Annotated in this window: 14 protein-coding genes; 12 read left to right on the top strand and 2 right to left on the bottom strand. The window is 71.2% G+C overall.

What is annotated here, in order from left to right:
- The first annotated feature begins 5 nt into the window (after positions 1-5).
- The 4 genes from GA0070561_RS32005 to GA0070561_RS32020 are packed head-to-tail and all read left to right on the top strand — an operon-like array spanning position 6 to position 4,191.
- On the top strand, positions 6-1,388 hold the full coding sequence (locus tag GA0070561_RS32005; protein WP_091409379.1) for a DUF1501 domain-containing protein: 1,383 nt from the start codon (positions 6-8) through the stop codon (positions 1,386-1,388).
- Entirely contained in the window at positions 1,385-2,803 is a 1,419-nt protein-coding gene (locus GA0070561_RS32010) for a ferredoxin reductase family protein (protein WP_091409383.1), read from the top strand. Before GA0070561_RS32005 ends, GA0070561_RS32010 begins: the two co-directional genes overlap by 4 nt.
- Positions 2,804-2,816: 13 nt before the next feature.
- Entirely contained in the window at positions 2,817-3,419 is a 603-nt protein-coding gene (locus GA0070561_RS32015; RefSeq protein ID WP_091409386.1) for an FMN-binding protein, read from the top strand.
- A gap of 49 nt (positions 3,420-3,468) precedes the next feature.
- Positions 3,469-4,191, top strand: a complete 723-nt coding sequence (locus GA0070561_RS32020; protein ID WP_091409648.1) for an FAD:protein FMN transferase — start codon at positions 3,469-3,471, stop codon at positions 4,189-4,191.
- Between the two features lie 263 nt (positions 4,192-4,454).
- Here the strand turns inward: GA0070561_RS32020 and GA0070561_RS32025 are convergent, their stop codons facing one another.
- Positions 4,455-5,126, bottom strand: a complete 672-nt coding sequence (locus tag GA0070561_RS32025; protein ID WP_091409390.1) for a bifunctional DNA primase/polymerase — start codon at positions 5,124-5,126, stop codon at positions 4,455-4,457.
- A 248-nt stretch (positions 5,127-5,374) separates the two neighbouring features.
- Here GA0070561_RS32025 and GA0070561_RS32030 point away from each other — a divergent pair, with 248 nt between their 5' ends.
- From GA0070561_RS32030 to mctP, 7 genes are all read left to right on the top strand, one after another.
- Positions 5,375-6,604, top strand: a complete 1,230-nt coding sequence (locus GA0070561_RS32030; protein WP_091409394.1) for a helix-turn-helix domain-containing protein — start codon at positions 5,375-5,377, stop codon at positions 6,602-6,604.
- Between the two features lie 16 nt (positions 6,605-6,620).
- Positions 6,621-7,193 carry a flavoprotein gene (locus tag GA0070561_RS32035; RefSeq protein ID WP_091409398.1) on the top strand — a complete coding sequence of 191 codons (573 nt, stop codon included), beginning with the start codon at positions 6,621-6,623 and terminating at the stop codon, positions 7,191-7,193.
- Between the two features lie 118 nt (positions 7,194-7,311).
- Positions 7,312-8,148, top strand: a complete 837-nt coding sequence (locus tag GA0070561_RS32040; RefSeq protein WP_373861527.1) for a Nif3-like dinuclear metal center hexameric protein — start codon at positions 7,312-7,314, stop codon at positions 8,146-8,148.
- Positions 8,138-8,875 (top strand): zinc ribbon domain-containing protein, encoded by a 738-nt coding sequence (locus tag GA0070561_RS32045; RefSeq protein ID WP_091409404.1) that lies wholly within the window; start codon positions 8,138-8,140, stop codon positions 8,873-8,875. Before GA0070561_RS32040 ends, GA0070561_RS32045 begins: the two co-directional genes overlap by 11 nt.
- 3 nt (positions 8,876-8,878) lie before the next feature.
- Positions 8,879-10,060, top strand: a complete 1,182-nt coding sequence (locus GA0070561_RS32050; protein WP_091409408.1) for a bifunctional RNase H/acid phosphatase — start codon at positions 8,879-8,881, stop codon at positions 10,058-10,060.
- 162 nt (positions 10,061-10,222) lie between these two features.
- A complete protein-coding gene (locus tag GA0070561_RS32055; protein ID WP_091409411.1) occupies positions 10,223-10,465 on the top strand; it encodes a DUF3311 domain-containing protein in 243 nt (80 codons plus the stop codon).
- Positions 10,465-12,117: a monocarboxylate uptake permease MctP gene (mctP, locus tag GA0070561_RS32060; protein ID WP_091409414.1), complete on the top strand. Its 1,653-nt coding sequence runs from the start codon at positions 10,465-10,467 to the stop codon at positions 12,115-12,117. The genes GA0070561_RS32055 and mctP overlap by 1 nt, the downstream gene beginning before the upstream one ends.
- 335 nt (positions 12,118-12,452) lie before the next feature.
- Here the strand turns inward: mctP and GA0070561_RS32065 are convergent, their stop codons facing one another.
- The gene (locus GA0070561_RS32065; RefSeq protein ID WP_091409418.1) at positions 12,453-12,914 is read right to left on the bottom strand and encodes a MarR family winged helix-turn-helix transcriptional regulator; all 462 of its coding nucleotides are present in this window, start codon (positions 12,912-12,914) and stop codon (positions 12,453-12,455) included.
- 54 nt (positions 12,915-12,968) lie between these two features.
- Between GA0070561_RS32065 and GA0070561_RS32070 the strand changes: the two genes are divergently transcribed.
- Positions 12,969-14,201, top strand: a complete 1,233-nt coding sequence (locus GA0070561_RS32070; RefSeq protein WP_091409421.1) for an MFS transporter — start codon at positions 12,969-12,971, stop codon at positions 14,199-14,201.
- Positions 14,202-14,303 lie beyond the last annotated feature (102 nt).

Raw genomic sequence — 14,303 nt, forward strand, 5'->3', positions numbered from 1 at the left:
ACCCGATGGAGAAGACTGTGTACAACTCTTTCCCCCTGCACCCCGAATGCCCCGACGTGCGACGGCTGGCCGACAACCCGGCCGAGGCGTTGCTGCGCGCTGAGGCGGACATCGTCGCCGCCGAGAACGCCGCCGAGTTCGACAGGTACCGCACCCTGGAGAACCTGGAGGAGGCCCAGCAGGACGGTCGCGGCGTGACCCGGCGGACCTTCGTCGCCGGTGCCGCAGCCACCGCCACCGCGCTGGCCACCGCCCAGTTCGTCACCACCTCGGCGTCGTTCGCGGCGACCAAGACCGGCACTCTGATCCACGTCTTCCTCTACGGCGGGCTGGACGGCCTGAGCCTGATCGCGCCGGACAACGACGCGGTGCTCAACAAGGCCCGGCCCGACCTGCTGCTCGGCAACGACTCGCTGGCCCTGGGCCGCGGCTTCAAGCTGACCGGCGCGTTCAAGCCGTTGGAGAAGTGGCTCACGGCCGGTCAGCTGGGCTTCATCCCGGCGGTCTCCGACGAGCGGCTGTCCCGCAGCCACTTCCAGGCCGCGGACGCCTGCAACCTGGGCGGGCTGCCCAACGAGACCGGTGGCCGGGGTTGGCTCGACGGTCTGGTCGACAACCTGGGCAAGGGCACCGCGTTCCGCAGCGTCGGCATCGGCAGCACGCTGCCCCGCTCGCTGGTCGGCAACAACGGCGCGCTGTCGCTGAACAACGTCGGCTCGCTGCGGCTCAACGGTGACGAGCGGTTCCGGGCCGCCACCGAGAAGGCCATCAAGGGGCTCTTCACCGGGATCAACCACCCGGTCGAGGAGGCCGTGCAGGAGGGCATGGGCGCGCTGGCTACCGCCCAGAAGCTCGCCGCCAAGCCGTACCAGCCCGCCGAGGGCGTCAAGTACGAGGGCGTCGGCAACGCGTTCCAGCAACTCGCCCAGCTGATCAAGGGCGGCGCCAACGTGCGGGTCGCCACTGTCGGCATGGGTGGCTACGACACCCACGAGAACCAGGGCACCCGCGAGGGCGGCCAGCTGTACCGCCGGCTGAACGAGCTGGCCAGCGCGATGGCCGCCTTCTTCACCGACCTCGGCCCGAAGGCCGCCGACGTGACGATCATGGTGTCCAGCGAGTTCGGCCGTCGGGTCGGCTCCAACAACAACGGCACCGACCACGGGCACGGCGGCGTGGTCACGCTGCTGTCCGGTAAGAAGCTGGCCGGTTCGCTGCTGGGCACCTGGAACGGTCTGGACAAGCTGGACTCCGGTGACGTGCCGGAGTACAACAACATGTTCAACGTCTACGGCGCGGTGGCGCAGGGCCGGTTCGGGCTCACCAACGCGGAGGTCGACAAGGTCTTCCCCCGCCAGAAGTACGCCCCGATGAAGCTGTACGCGTGACGCATTCGCACACCCACGCCGCCGGCCGTCGTACCGGGACCTCGTCCCGGCACGGCGGCCGGTCGGCTGCGCCCGTACCCCCGCAGATCCCGGACCGGCGCGGGCCCGGCGGCCGACGGCTGCTGGGCGTGCTGCTCCTGGTCGGCCTGCTCGCCAGCGTGCTGCCCTGGTGGCTGGGCACCCCGGCCGGATCGCTGCGCAGCACCGCGGCCACGGTCACCTCGGCCGGCCGGATCACCGGCCTGGTCGCCGGCTACCTGCTGCTGGTGCAGGTGCTGATGATGAGCCGACTGCCGGTGCTGGAACGGTGGATCGGCGGCGAGCACATGGCCCGCTGGCACCGGGACATCGGCGCCACCCTGCTGGTCACCGTGCTGGCGCACATGTCGCTGATCCTGGTCGGCTACGCCGACCTGCGTAACCAGTCGATCCTCGCCGAGGTCGGCACGTTGCTCGGCGACTACGAGGACATGGTCTCGGCGTTCGTCGCCACCGGCATCATGATGCTTGTCGGGTTCAGCAGCATCCGGGCGATCCGGCGGGCACTGCCCTACGAGCTGTGGCACCTGCTGCACCTGTCCAGCTACCTGATCCTGCTGCTCGGCTTCGGCCACCAGTTCACCCACGGCGCGCAGCTGTACAAGCCCGGCCCGGTGCGCACCGGCTGGATCGCGCTCTACCTGCTGGTGATCGCCGCCCTGCTCTGGGGCCGCGTGATCGCGCCGCTGGCATTCAACCTGCGCTACAAGCTGCGGGTCGCCGACGTGGTCGCCGAGAGCCCCGACACCATCTCCATCTACCTCACCGGGGAGCGGCTCGGCCGGCTCGCGATGCTCGGCGGCCAACACTTCCGCTGGCGGTTCCTCACCCGGGGCTGCTGGTGGCAGTCGCACCCGTTCTCCGTCTCGGCCGCCGCCAACGGCCGCTGGTTGCGGGTCACCGTGAAGGTGGTCGGCACCCACACCGCCGACCTGCGCGACCTGGAACCGGGCACCCGGGTCTGGGCCGAAGGCCCGTCGGGCACCTTCACCGCCGCGCACCGGCTCCGGGAGCGGGCTCTGCTGATCGCCGGTGGCAGCGGCATCACGCCGATCCGGGCCATGCTGGAGGAGTTGCCGCCGGGCGCCGCGCTGATCTACCGCGCCCGCACACCGGCCGACGTGCTGCTCAGCCGCGAGTTGGACTGGCTGGCCCAGGAACGCGACACCTCCGTCTGGTACGTCATCGGCTCGCGCGACGACCCCGGCCCCCGCCAGCTGATGAGCCCGGACGGGCTGCGGCAACTGGTGCCCGACGTGGCCCGGCGCGACGTCTACCTGTGCGGTCCACCCGGTCTGGTGGAACAGTCGGTGCGGGCGCTGCGGCGGGCCGGCGTGCCCCGACGGCAGATCCACCTGGCCACGTTCGAGCTGTAGGAAGGGCATCCCCATGCGTCGCGCGCTCCTCGCGATCACCGGCCTGGCCGCCAGCACCACCGCGCTCGTGGTGTTCAAGGGCTCGCCAGGCACCAGCCAGGTCGCGCAGAACCTGCCGACCGCGCAGCCGGTCAACCCCTCCGGGGCGGGCACCGACCCCGGCGCCCTCGCGGATGCGCCGGGCACCGACCCGGCCGGCGGCACGCCGACGTCGTCGGAGAGCGCCAAGCCGTCGACGTCGCCCAAGCCCGGCAAGACCACCGCCCGCCCGTCGGGCACCAGGACGACGAAGGCCCCCAGCGCTCCGCGGACCACCACCAAGGCACCCCAGTCGACCACCCGCCGGGTCACCGGCAACGGCTTCGAGAACGAGTACGGGTACGTGCAGGTGCAGATCGTCGTCTCGGGTAACCGCATCGTCGAGGCCGTCGCGCTGTCGCTGCCCAGCGGGGGTGAATCCGACATCCACAGCGGCGACGTCCGCAACCGTTACGACGGCAGGGGCGGCGAGGTGGTGCAGAAGCAGAACGGGAACCTCAACACCGTCTCCGGTGCCACCGAGACCAGCAACTCCTACAAGCAGTCGCTGCGGTCCGCCATCGAGCAGGCATTCTGACGTGCGGGCCACGCTGACCCGACCCGGGCTGTGCCGGGTCGAACAGATCATGGGTACGGCGATCACCCTGGACCTCGCCGACGACCTGCCGTTGGCGACGTTGCGCGAGCTGGCGGACGAGGTCTTCGCCTGGATGCGCGAGGTGGACGCGCGGTTCAGCACCTACAAGCCGGACAGCGAGGTATGCCGCTTCGACCGGGGTGAGGTGCTGCTCTCCGAGGCGTCAGCGGACCTGCGGTACGTGCTGGAGACCTGCGCCGACCTGTGGGGCGCCACCGACGGGTTCTTCGACGCGTACGCCACCGGTCGGCTCGACCCGTCCGGCTACGTCAAGGGCTGGGCCGCTCAGGTCGCCTCGGACCGCCTCGTCGCCGCCGGTGCCGTGAACCACTGCGTGAACGCCGGCGGCGACGTACGGGTGCGGGGCCTGTCGCCGTCCGGCGAGCCGTGGCGCATCGGCATCCGGCACCCGTGGGACGCGATGGCGGCCTGCCTGGTGCTCAGCGGAACCGACCTGGCCGTGGCCACGTCCGGCGTGTACGAGCGGGGCCGGCACGTGTTGGACCCGCGCCGGGGCGCACCGGCCAGTGGGCTGCGCTCGGTGACGGTGGTCGGCACCGACCTCGGGGTGGCCGACGCGTACGCCACCGCCGCCCTAGCCATGGGCACCCCAGGCCTCAACTGGCTCGCCCGCCTGGACGACCACACCCATGCCGCGATAACCGACAACGCCCGCCAGCACCACTCCGTCGACCTCCCCCTGACCGACTAGCGGAGGGGGCGGTGGGTGCCGGCTGGGCGGGAGCCGGTGGGGCGTGGGCGGCCGGGGCGGGACCCGGACGGTCGGGTGCCGGCCCAGCGGCGCCCCGGGTGGCTGCGCCGGGGCGGCTCGGTGCCGCCGGGGTGAGCCGCTCTGTCGTTGGTGGACATCGTTCCCCCGTTCGTGGCGCGCGTTCGCACCGTCCCCCTGTCAACGAGGACCGACGCCTCGGCGACGCTGTCGGGCACCGGATCGAATCGTCAACCGGGCCGGTTTCACATGCCTCGTCGGGGCAGCGGCAGGTGACCGGGGAGCAGATCGGGGGCGAGGGTCACCCCGGCGGCGCGCAGCGCCCCGATCAACGTGTTCTGCACGAGGTACGAATCCGGAAGCTGCCAGCGCGCCTGCTCCGGGGCGACCGCCCAACGGACCGTGCCCTCCGGCAGCCGGGTGGGCGGCGCGGGAATCCACGAGCCCGGCCCGTGCCGGACCACGTGGAAGCAGTGCTCCAGCTCCGGCCGCAGCGGATCGCCGGGGCGGACCAGGAACATCCACCGCCCGGTGGGCGTGACCAGCACCGGCCCGCGTACGCCGGTGCCGGCCGGGTGGATCTGGACCGCGTCGAGCACGTGCCGGCCGAGGTGGGCGGGCACCTCCAGCACGTCGAAGGCCCGGCCGGTGGGCAGCAACACCCCGTGTGGTCGGCTCCGCCACCAGGTCGCCACCCGGGCCGGGTCGGCGCTGGCGGCCAGCTCCCAGTTCTCCAGGGCGGGGTGGCAGCCCACTGTGGGACAGCCGGCCCGGCCGCAGACGAAGCGGCTGCGGGCCAGACAGGCACCCGGGGTGACCTCCCAACCGTGTACGGCGTACCGGATGGCGACCCGGCGCAGCCGGACCCGCTCCAGCGGCGACAGTTCGGCAACGCGCGGTACGACATTCCCCCACATGTGTGCCAACTCCTCTCGTCGGGCCCGGCGTTCGCCAGGTCGCATGTCGAGCACCGTCACTGCCGTAACCCACGATCGTTGAGGTTGACGAACGGCTCGTGCAACTTGCACGAAAAGTACGAGGACTGGCTGTACGGCTGACGTACATCCTGTGCGACCAGGCAAAACCTGAAAGTGAACGGCAGTCGCCGCACCCGCGGACATCGCCCCGACTCGATTGGTCGTCGGTGGCAGGGGAGGATGGGGAGATGGACGAGCTACCCATAGGACGGCGAGTTGCCTACTGGCGGGGGCGACGCAAGATGTCGCAGCAGGTCTTCGCGGACCGGCTGGGCAAGTCCAAGAGCTGGGTGGACAAGGTCGAACGCGGCGTCCGGCGGTTGGACAAGTTCTCCGTCCTCTACGAGATCGCCGACATCCTCCAGATGGACGTCCAGCTGCTGATGGGCAAGGATCCGGAGCGGCGCGCCGACGCCCTCAACTGCATCGACCAGGTCGAGGTGCAGGAGATCCGGGCGGCGCTGGAACGCTACGACTCGATGAGCGCGTACTTCGACGCGGCGCCGTACCCGCCGCCGATGGACGACATGCGCAAGGCCGTCAACCACGCCTGGCTCACCTACCAGTACGGCCGCTACGGGATGCTCACCCGGGCGCTGCCGAAGCTGCTGCGCGACGCCCAGGCGGCCGACGCCGCCTACGGCGGTGAGCAGGCCGCCGAGGCGGCCCACCTGCTCGGCCAGGTCTACCAGATCGCCTCCTCGGTGCTGCGCAAGCTCGGCGAGTGCGAGCTCGCCTGGTTGGCCGCCGACCGGTCGATGGCGGTGGCCCAGCGGGCCGACGACCCGCTGCTCGCCGGGATCGCCACCACCCGGGTGTGCAACGCCCTGGTCGCGATGGGGCGGGCCCGCCCCGCGCTGGAGCTGAACGTCCAGATCGCCAACCGGCTGGCGCCGGGTGGGAGCAACGAGGTCTCGCCGGCCCGCCTCTCCGTCTACGGGATGCTGCTGCTCCAGGGGGCGATGGCGGCGTCCCGCATCGGTGACTCGGCCAGCGTCGACGACCTGATCAACTGCGCGCAGGAGGCCGCCACCCTGCTCGGCGGCGACCACAACCACTACTGGACGTCGTTCGGCCCGACCAATGTCGAGCTGCACCGGGCCGCAGCCGCGGTGGAGCTTGGCGACGGGGGGCGGGCCGTGGAGGTGCACCAGCTGCGCATCGCGGAGCCCGCCTTCAACGCGCTGCTGCCCGAGCGCCGCGCCCACCACCTGCTCGACATCGCCCGCGGGTACGCCCAGATAGGCGACGTGGCGAACGCCGGCGAGATGCTGCTGCTCGGTGATCGGCTCGCCCCGTCGGAGATCCGCTGCCGGCCGATCGCGCACGAGGTGATGTCCGACATCCTCCGTCGCACACGTGGTGCGCCGCCTTCTCCGGTAGCGGAGTTGGCTGAGCACATGGGAGTAGGGGTATGAGCGCGGAGCCGGTCTGATGGCCGGTGCAGCGCACAACAGCGGGCACCGCGAGGTGCTCTACGTCATCGCCTGCGGTTCGCCGCTGGCCCGGCACGTCGGTCGTCTGGTCGACCTCGCCCAACAGGACGGTTGGGACGTCTGCGTGATCACCACGCCGGACGGCGCGAAGTTCATCGACCAGTCGGCCCTGATTCGGCAGACCGGCCACCCGGTGCGGACGCACTACAAGAACCCCGGTGACCCGGACGTGCTGCCGCCCGCCGACGCGATGATCGTCTGCCCGGCCACCGTCAACACGGTCAACAAGTGGGCGGCCGGGATCACCGACACGTTGGCGCTCGGGCTGCTGGTCGAGGCCCAGGGCAAGGGCGTCCCCATCGTGGCGGTGCCGTACACCAACGCGGCGATGGCCTGCCACCCGGCGTTTCGTGCCGGGGTGGCCCGGTTGGCCGAGTGGGGGGTCACGGTGCTCTTCGGCGACGATGTGATCGCTCTGCACCCGCCCGGGACGGGGGAACAGCACCTGCACGCCTTCCCCTGGGCGATGCCGCTGGCCGCATTGCAGACCGTCTCCTGGACCGCCGCCTAGCGCGTCCGGCAGATCTTCCAACCGACGCGGCCGGGCCGGGTGTCACCGCCCGGCCGCCCCGACGCCGGTAAGCTGGCCCGCCGTGAGCACAAGCGGATCCGCCCCCACAGTCAGCGACGTGGTGGCCGCGCTGGAACGGCGCTTTCCGCCGGTCTGGGCGGAGGAGTGGGACCGGGTGGGCCTGGTGCTCGGCGAGCCGGCCACCCCGGTCCGCCGGGTGCTCTGCGTGGTCGACGTGGTGCCCGAGACGGTCGACGAAGCCCTCGCCGCCGACGCGGACATGATCGTCTCGCATCACCCGTTGCTGCTGCGCGGGGTGTCCTCGGTCGCCGCGACGACCTTCAAGGGGCGGATCATCCACCAGTTGATCCGGGCCGGGGTGGCGCTCTACGCGGCGCACACCAACGCCGACGTGGCCTCCCCGGGCGTCTCCGACGCCCTCGCCGCCCGCTTCGGGCTCACCGGTCTGCGCCCACTTCAACGACCCGCGCCCGGCTCGCCCGCCCACGGCGACGACAGGGGTTTCGGCCGGATCGGCGAGCTGCCCCAGCCGATGACCCTCGCCGAGCTGACCCGGCACGCGGCAGCGGTGCTCCCCGTCACGTCCTGGGGAGTTCGCGCGGCGGGGGATCCCGGGCGTATGGTTCGTACCCTCGCCGTCAGCGGCGGGTCGGGGGACAGCTTCCTCGGCGCCGCGACCGCCGCCGGGGTGGACGCGTTCCTCACCGCCGACCTGCGGCACCACCCGGCCGGCGAGCACCTCGCCGCCGATGGTCCCGCCCTGATCGACGCCGCCCACTGGGCGACCGAACGACCGTGGCTGGACGACCTGGCCGCCTTCCTCCGGGAGGCGCTGGACGTCGAGACGCTGGTGTCCGACCTGGACACCGACCCGTGGACCGTGCACGCCGCCGCACCCGCTGTGGACGACAAGGAGCCCGACCGTGAAGGCTGACCCCAAGGTGCAGCGCCGCCTGCTCGACCTCCAGGCGATCGACACCAACCTCGCCCAGCTCGCCCACCGTCGGCGGTCGCTGCCCGAGCGGGCCGAGCTGGAGTCGCTGGCCCGGGAGTTGTCGTCGATGGAGGACGAGCGGGTCCGCGCCCAGGTGGCGGTGGACGACCTGGACCGGGACATCGCCCGGTTGGAGAAGGACGTCGAGCAGGTCCGGGCCCGCAAGGAGAAGGACGAGAACCGGCTCGCCGCCGGCACCGGCCCGGCCCGCGAGCTGGAGGCGCTCCAGCACGAGCTGGTCTCGCTCAAGCGCCGCCAGGGCGACCTGGAGGACGCCGAGCTGGAGCTGATGGAGCAGCGGGAGACCGCGCAGGGCGTACTGGACGGCGTGGAGCAGCGGCTGGCCGAGACCCGGGACAAGCGGGCCGCGACCGAGCAGCGCCGCGACGAAGCGCTGGCCGAGATCGCCAAGGAGGAGGAGTTCAAGCGGGGCGCCCGTCAGCCGCTCGCCGCCGACCTCCCCAGCGATCTGGTCAACCTCTACGACAAGATCCGCGAGGACACCGGGTTGGGTGCCGCGCTGCTCACCGGGGGCCGCTGCGGCGGGTGTCGCCTGGACCTGTCCGGCGCCGACCTGGCCCGGATCCGCAAGGCAGCCCCCGACGACGTGGTCCGCTGCGAGGACTGCCGACGGATCATGGTCCGCACCAACGAGTCGGGCCTGTAGGTCGTGGCGCCGCGCGTGGTCTCCATGGAGGCCGACGGTGGGTCCCGGGGCAACCCCGGCCCCGCCGGGTACGGCGCGGTGGTCCGCGACCCGGAGACCGGCGAGGTGCTCGCCGAACGCTCCGAGTCGCTCGGCACTGCCACCAACAACGTCGCCGAGTACCAGGGCCTGATCGCCGGGTTGACCGCCGCCGCCGAGCTGGGCGCCGCCGAGGTGGACGTCCGGATGGACTCCAAGCTGGTGGTCGAGCAGATGTGCGGCCGGTGGCAGATCAAGCACCCCGGCCTGCGCCCCCTCGCCGCCCAGGCCGCCGCGCTGGTGGGCCGGTTCAGCGCGGTCCGGTTCAGCTGGATTCCGCGCGAGCAGAACCGGCACGCCGACGCCCTCGCCAACGCCGCCATGGACGCCGCCGCGGGTCGTCCCCCGGCGACTGCGGCCCCCGCCCGTCCTGCGACGACGCCGGCTGCCGGCCAGCCCTCGACGACGCCCGCCGCCCCGATCATCGGCAGTGACCCGGCGACCGCGCCGGCCTCCTGGGAGCCACGGCCGACCTTCACCGCCACCCGGCTGATCCTGGTCCGGCACGGCGAGACCCCGTACACCGAGCAGCGGCGCTACTCCGGGCGCGGCGACGTGCCGCTCTCCGAGCGTGGCCGCGCCCAGGTCCGCGCCACCGGCACCCGGGTGGCCGAGCTGGCCCCGTCCGTCGCGGCCGTGCTCAGCTCACCGTTGTCCCGGTGTACGGCCACCGCGGCGTCGATCGCCGAAGCGCTCGGCGGCGACGTGCCGGTCCGCACCGAGGACGACCTGATCGAGTGCGACTTCGGCCAGTGGGAGGGGCGCACCTTCGCCGAGGTGCGCCAGCAGTGGCCTGGGGAGATGGACGCCTGGCTCGCCTCACCCCGGATCGCGCCACCGGGCGGGGAGTCGTTCACCCAGGTCGCCGAACGCGCGCACCGCGTCATCTCGGGGCTGCTCACCGCGTACCCCGGTGAGACAGTGGTGGTCGTCTCGCACGTCTCGCCGATCAAGCTGATGCTGCGCGACGCCCTCGCGGCCGGCGACGGTTTCCTGCACCGGCTCTTCCTGGACGCGGCCGGCATCTCGGTGCTCGACATGTGGCCCGACGGCGGCGTGGCAGTGCGCACTGTCAACGACACCGCCCACCTCGCCAGCCTCGACTGAGCCGCCGCACCCTTCGTTGGTAGGGCCGGTCGGCCGCGCCGTTCGGCGCAGCCGGCCGGCCGTTCGGCGCAGCACCTTCCGAACGGGTCAGGTGACCGCCATCACAGAGTCGTAGCCTCCGGCCGTTACATCGAGAGCCACGACTCCCCGGAGGTGTGTCAGATGGCTGCACCCGAACCGGAGGCGCCGCCCACGGCGCCGACCAGGGCTAAGGACCACAGCCCCTGGAACTGGTTGCTCTTCATCCCCATCGTGGTGCCGCTGATCCCGGCGTTCTTCAATGGCGACTCGCCCCGGGTCTTCGGCTTCCCGCGCTTCTACTGGCTGCAACTGGCCTTCATCCTGCTCGGCGTCGGCACCACCACGTTGGTCTACCAGATGACGAAGAAGCGGGGAGGCCGCTGATGTGGCGCGACCATCTCACCGAGATCATCGTCTTCTCCCTGCTGTTCCTCCTGGTCAGCGTGATGGGCTTCGTGGCCGCGCGGTGGCGGGCACCGAAGGACATGGCGCACCTGGACGAGTGGGGGCTGGGCGGGCGCAGCTTCGGCGGCTGGATCACCTGGTTCCTGGTCGGCGGTGACCTCTACACCGCGTACACCTTCGTGGCGGTGCCGGCGTTGGTGTTCGGCGCGGGCGCGATGGGCTTCTTCGCCGTGCCGTACACCATCGTGATCTACCCGTTGGTGTTCCTGGTGCTCTGCCGGCTCTGGTCGGTCTCGCACCGGCACGGCTTCGTCACCCCGGCGGACTTCGTTCGCAGCCGGTTCGACTCGCCGGTGCTGGCGCTGCTCGTCGCGATCACCGGCATCGTCGCCACCATGCCGTACATCGCGTTGCAGCTCGTCGGCATCGAGGCGGTGCTCAAGACGATGGGGGTGACAGGCGATAGCGCGCTGGCCCGGCACCTGCCGATCATCATCGCGTTCGCGATCCTGGCGGCGTACACGTACCAGTCGGGGCTGCGCGCGCCCGCGCTGATCGCGTTCGTCAAGGACGCCCTGATCTACGTGGTGATCCTGGTCGCGGTGATCTGGCTACCGCAGAAGCTGGGCGGCTGGGGCAGCATCTTCGACGCCGCCGAGGCGAAGTTCCAGGCCACGGCGCAGAACCCGAACGATGGGATCCTGCTCAACGCCAACAACCAGCTCCAGTACGTCACCCTGGCGTTCGGCTCGGCGTTGGCGCTCTTCCTCTACCCGCACAGCATCACCGGCGTGCTGGCCAGCAGGAACCGCGACGTGATCAAGCGGAACATGTCGGCGCTGCCCGCGTACAGCCTGATCCTCGGATTGATCGCGCTGCTCGGCTACATGGCCATCGCGTCCGGGGTGAAGCCACTGCCCGGCGCCAAGGAAGGCACTGTCGACAACAACACCGTCGTGCCAGTGCTGTTCGACCAGCAGTTCCCGGACTGGTTCGCCGGCGTCGCGTACGCGGCGATCGGCATCGGCGCGCTGGTGCCCGCGGCGATCATGTCGATCGCGGCGGCGAACCTGTTCACCCGCAACATCTACAAGGAGTACCTGAAGCGGGACGCCTCTCCGGCCCAGGAGGCGAACGTCTCGAAGATCACCTCGCTGGTGGTGAAGGTCGGTGCGGTGGCCTGCATTGTCTTCCTCGACCCGCAGTTCTCCATCGACCTCCAGCTGATCGGTGGCGTGATCATCCTTCAGACGCTGCCGGCGGTGGCGCTGGGCCTCTACACCCGCTGGTTCCACCGCACCGGTCTGATCGTCGGCTGGGTGGCCGGCATGGGGCTGGGCATGTGGATGCTCTACCAGGTGGCCAGCCCGACCCGGAAGCACTTCGGCGGCTCGGCGTTCCCGCTGTCGGAGTTCGGGTTCGACACCACCCGGACGATCTACGTCGGCATCGTGGCGGTGGCGGTCAACCTGGCCGTGGCGGCGCTGGTGACGCTGGCGCTGCGGGCCGCCAAGGTCGGGGAAGGAGTCGACGGCACCGAGCCGGACGACTACTTCGCCGACGAGGGCGACCCCCGGGTCACCCCGGGCACCGACCGCGACGCCGACTCGGCCCGCGAACCGGTCGCCTGACCTCGGGTACGCCCGGGCGCCGACGTCGGTCGGTGCTCGGGCGTACCTGTTCCGCGTGGCGGCCGTGTGGTGTCTCCGCCGGACGCTGTAGAGCTGATGTCACAGACGATTCAGGCGCAGCCTGGCCTCACCGATGGCCGTGGCGGGGCCTGGTGGGCTGGCGCCTCCGGCGGCCCGGGCCGGTTTTGCCGGCTTTGCCGCCAAGATCATGCTCGATCATTGTTGTAGTGGTGTCGGACCGCGCGGGATGCCACTACAACAAGGATCTTGCGCGATCTTGGCGGATTCGGCGACGGGAGCCACGCCACCTGGCTGGGTTAGCGGGGGCGGCTGGGTTAGCGGGGGCGGTTGCGGTTGATCAGGGCCTGGTTCAGGCGGCCCAGTAGGGCGGCCAGGGTGGAGCGGTCCTCGGGGCTCCAGTCGGCCAGCATGTCGCCGTAGAGCCGGGTGCGGGCGGCCTGGACGGCGGCCATCCGTTGCAGACCGGCCGGGGTGGGGGAGATGACAGTGCCGCGGCCGTCGGACGGGTCCGGCGTACGGGTGATCAGACCGTCGCGCTGAAGCGCGGAGACCTGCCGGGTGACTGTCGAGCCGTCCAGGTTGAGTCGGGCGGCGAGCGCCGAGACGTTCTGCGGGCCGGCGTCGGCCAGGTGGCGCAGGATGACGTACGCCGCGCGGTCCAGCACCCGGTGCTCGGCGGTGCCGGTGGCCCGCCGGGTGGCCTCGCCGAAGCGCATCAGCAGGGCCACCTCGGTCTCGATCTGGCCGAGGGTGCTCTCGTCATGGTCGTCGCTCATAGCTGTATGATACAGAATAAGTACCTGTACGATACAGCTATCTGAGGAGTCGGAGTGGATCGGCGTTCCGAACCGAACCGCAGTGCCATCTACGCCACCACGCTGGTGGCCTTCCTCGCCATCGCCGGCATCGCCGTCGTCGACCCGATCCTGCCCGCCATCGGCGAGGCGATCGGGGTCACCGCCTGGCAGGTCGAGCTGCTCTTCACCGCGTACATCGCGGTCATGGCCCTTGGCATGATCCCGGCGACGCTGGCCAGCGGCCGGTTCGGCTTCAAGCCGGTGCTCATCACCGGCGTCTCCGTGGTCGGCCTCGCCGCGATCCTCGCCTCGTTCAGCGACAACATCGTGCAGCTGTCAGTGCTGCGCGGCGTCTGGGGGCTGGGCAACGCGATGTTCTTCGCCACCGCCATGGTCGTCCTGGTCAACCTGGCCGTCGACCGGGAATGGGTGGTGGGCCTCTTCGAGACCGCCCTGGGTCTCGGCTTCGCCGTCGGACCGCTCATCGGTGGCCTGCTCGGCGAGGTCAGCTGGCGGCTGCCGTTCTTCGTCTGCGGCGTCTTCATGGTCCTCGCCCTCGGCGTGGCCTCCCGCAAACTCCGCGAGCCCACCAACCGGCAGGCCCCGGTACGCGTCGGCCAGATCTTCGCCACCTACCGCCGGCCGGCGTTCATCGCCCTCTGCGTGGTCACCGCCGCGTACAACTTCGTGTTCTTCGTGGTGCTCGGCTACACGCCGCTCTTCCTCGGCCTGGACGTCATCCCGCTGGGGCTCGCGTTCACCGGCTGGGGGCTCGGCCTGGCCGCCGGCATCATGGTGATCGGTCACCGGCTGGCCCACCGCATCGGCGCGGTACAGACCGTCGGCGTGGCCATCGCCGGACTGCTGGTCTGCATGGTCCTCTTCGCCACCTCCACCAGCACCGCCGAGGCGCTCGTGGTGCTGGTGCTCGCCGGGCTCTGCATGGGGCTGGCCAACGCCAACCTCACCGACCTGGCGCTCGGCCTCGGCTCCAACGACCGGCGCGTCGCCACCGGCGCGTTCAACCTGGTCCGCTGGGGTGCCGCCGCGCCGGCACCGATCATCTCCGGCAAGCTCGCCGAGCAGTCGCTGTCGCTGCCGTTCTGGGTCGGCTTCGGGGTGCTCGCCGTCGGTGTGCTGGTCTACCTGGCCTTCGCGCACGTGATGGCCGCCGGCTACGGCGAGCGGGTCCTCTGGTCCCGCTGGAACCGCGCCGCCGCGAGTGCCGAAAACACCGCCGAGGAGCCGGTAGGCGAGGCGTACTGACCGCAGGCTCGTCTCCAAGATCCGCGCACTTTCGGGGAAACTGCTGCCTCAACGCTGATGGAGGCAGCACTATCCCTGAAGTTGCGCGGATCTTGGCGTCGG

This window comes from Micromonospora saelicesensis (assembly GCF_900091575.1).
GTDB classification, from domain to species: Bacteria; Actinomycetota; Actinomycetes; order Mycobacteriales; family Micromonosporaceae; genus Micromonospora; species Micromonospora saelicesensis.

Coding starts and splice junctions, on each gene's coding strand:
- GA0070561_RS32005 (WP_091409379.1), top strand. CDS start 6: ATGGAGAAGACTGTGTACAACTCTTTCCCCCTGCACCCCGAATGCCCC.
- GA0070561_RS32015 (WP_091409386.1), top strand. CDS start 2,817: ATGCGTCGCGCGCTCCTCGCGATCACCGGCCTGGCCGCCAGCACCACC.
- GA0070561_RS32020 (WP_091409648.1), top strand. CDS start 3,469: ATGGGTACGGCGATCACCCTGGACCTCGCCGACGACCTGCCGTTGGCG.
- GA0070561_RS32025 (WP_091409390.1), bottom strand. CDS start 5,126: ATGTGGGGGAATGTCGTACCGCGCGTTGCCGAACTGTCGCCGCTGGAG.
- GA0070561_RS32030 (WP_091409394.1), top strand. CDS start 5,375: ATGGACGAGCTACCCATAGGACGGCGAGTTGCCTACTGGCGGGGGCGA.
- GA0070561_RS32035 (WP_091409398.1), top strand. CDS start 6,621: ATGGCCGGTGCAGCGCACAACAGCGGGCACCGCGAGGTGCTCTACGTC.
- GA0070561_RS32055 (WP_091409411.1), top strand. CDS start 10,223: ATGGCTGCACCCGAACCGGAGGCGCCGCCCACGGCGCCGACCAGGGCT.
- mctP (WP_091409414.1), top strand. CDS start 10,465: ATGTGGCGCGACCATCTCACCGAGATCATCGTCTTCTCCCTGCTGTTC.
- GA0070561_RS32065 (WP_091409418.1), bottom strand. CDS start 12,914: ATGAGCGACGACCATGACGAGAGCACCCTCGGCCAGATCGAGACCGAG.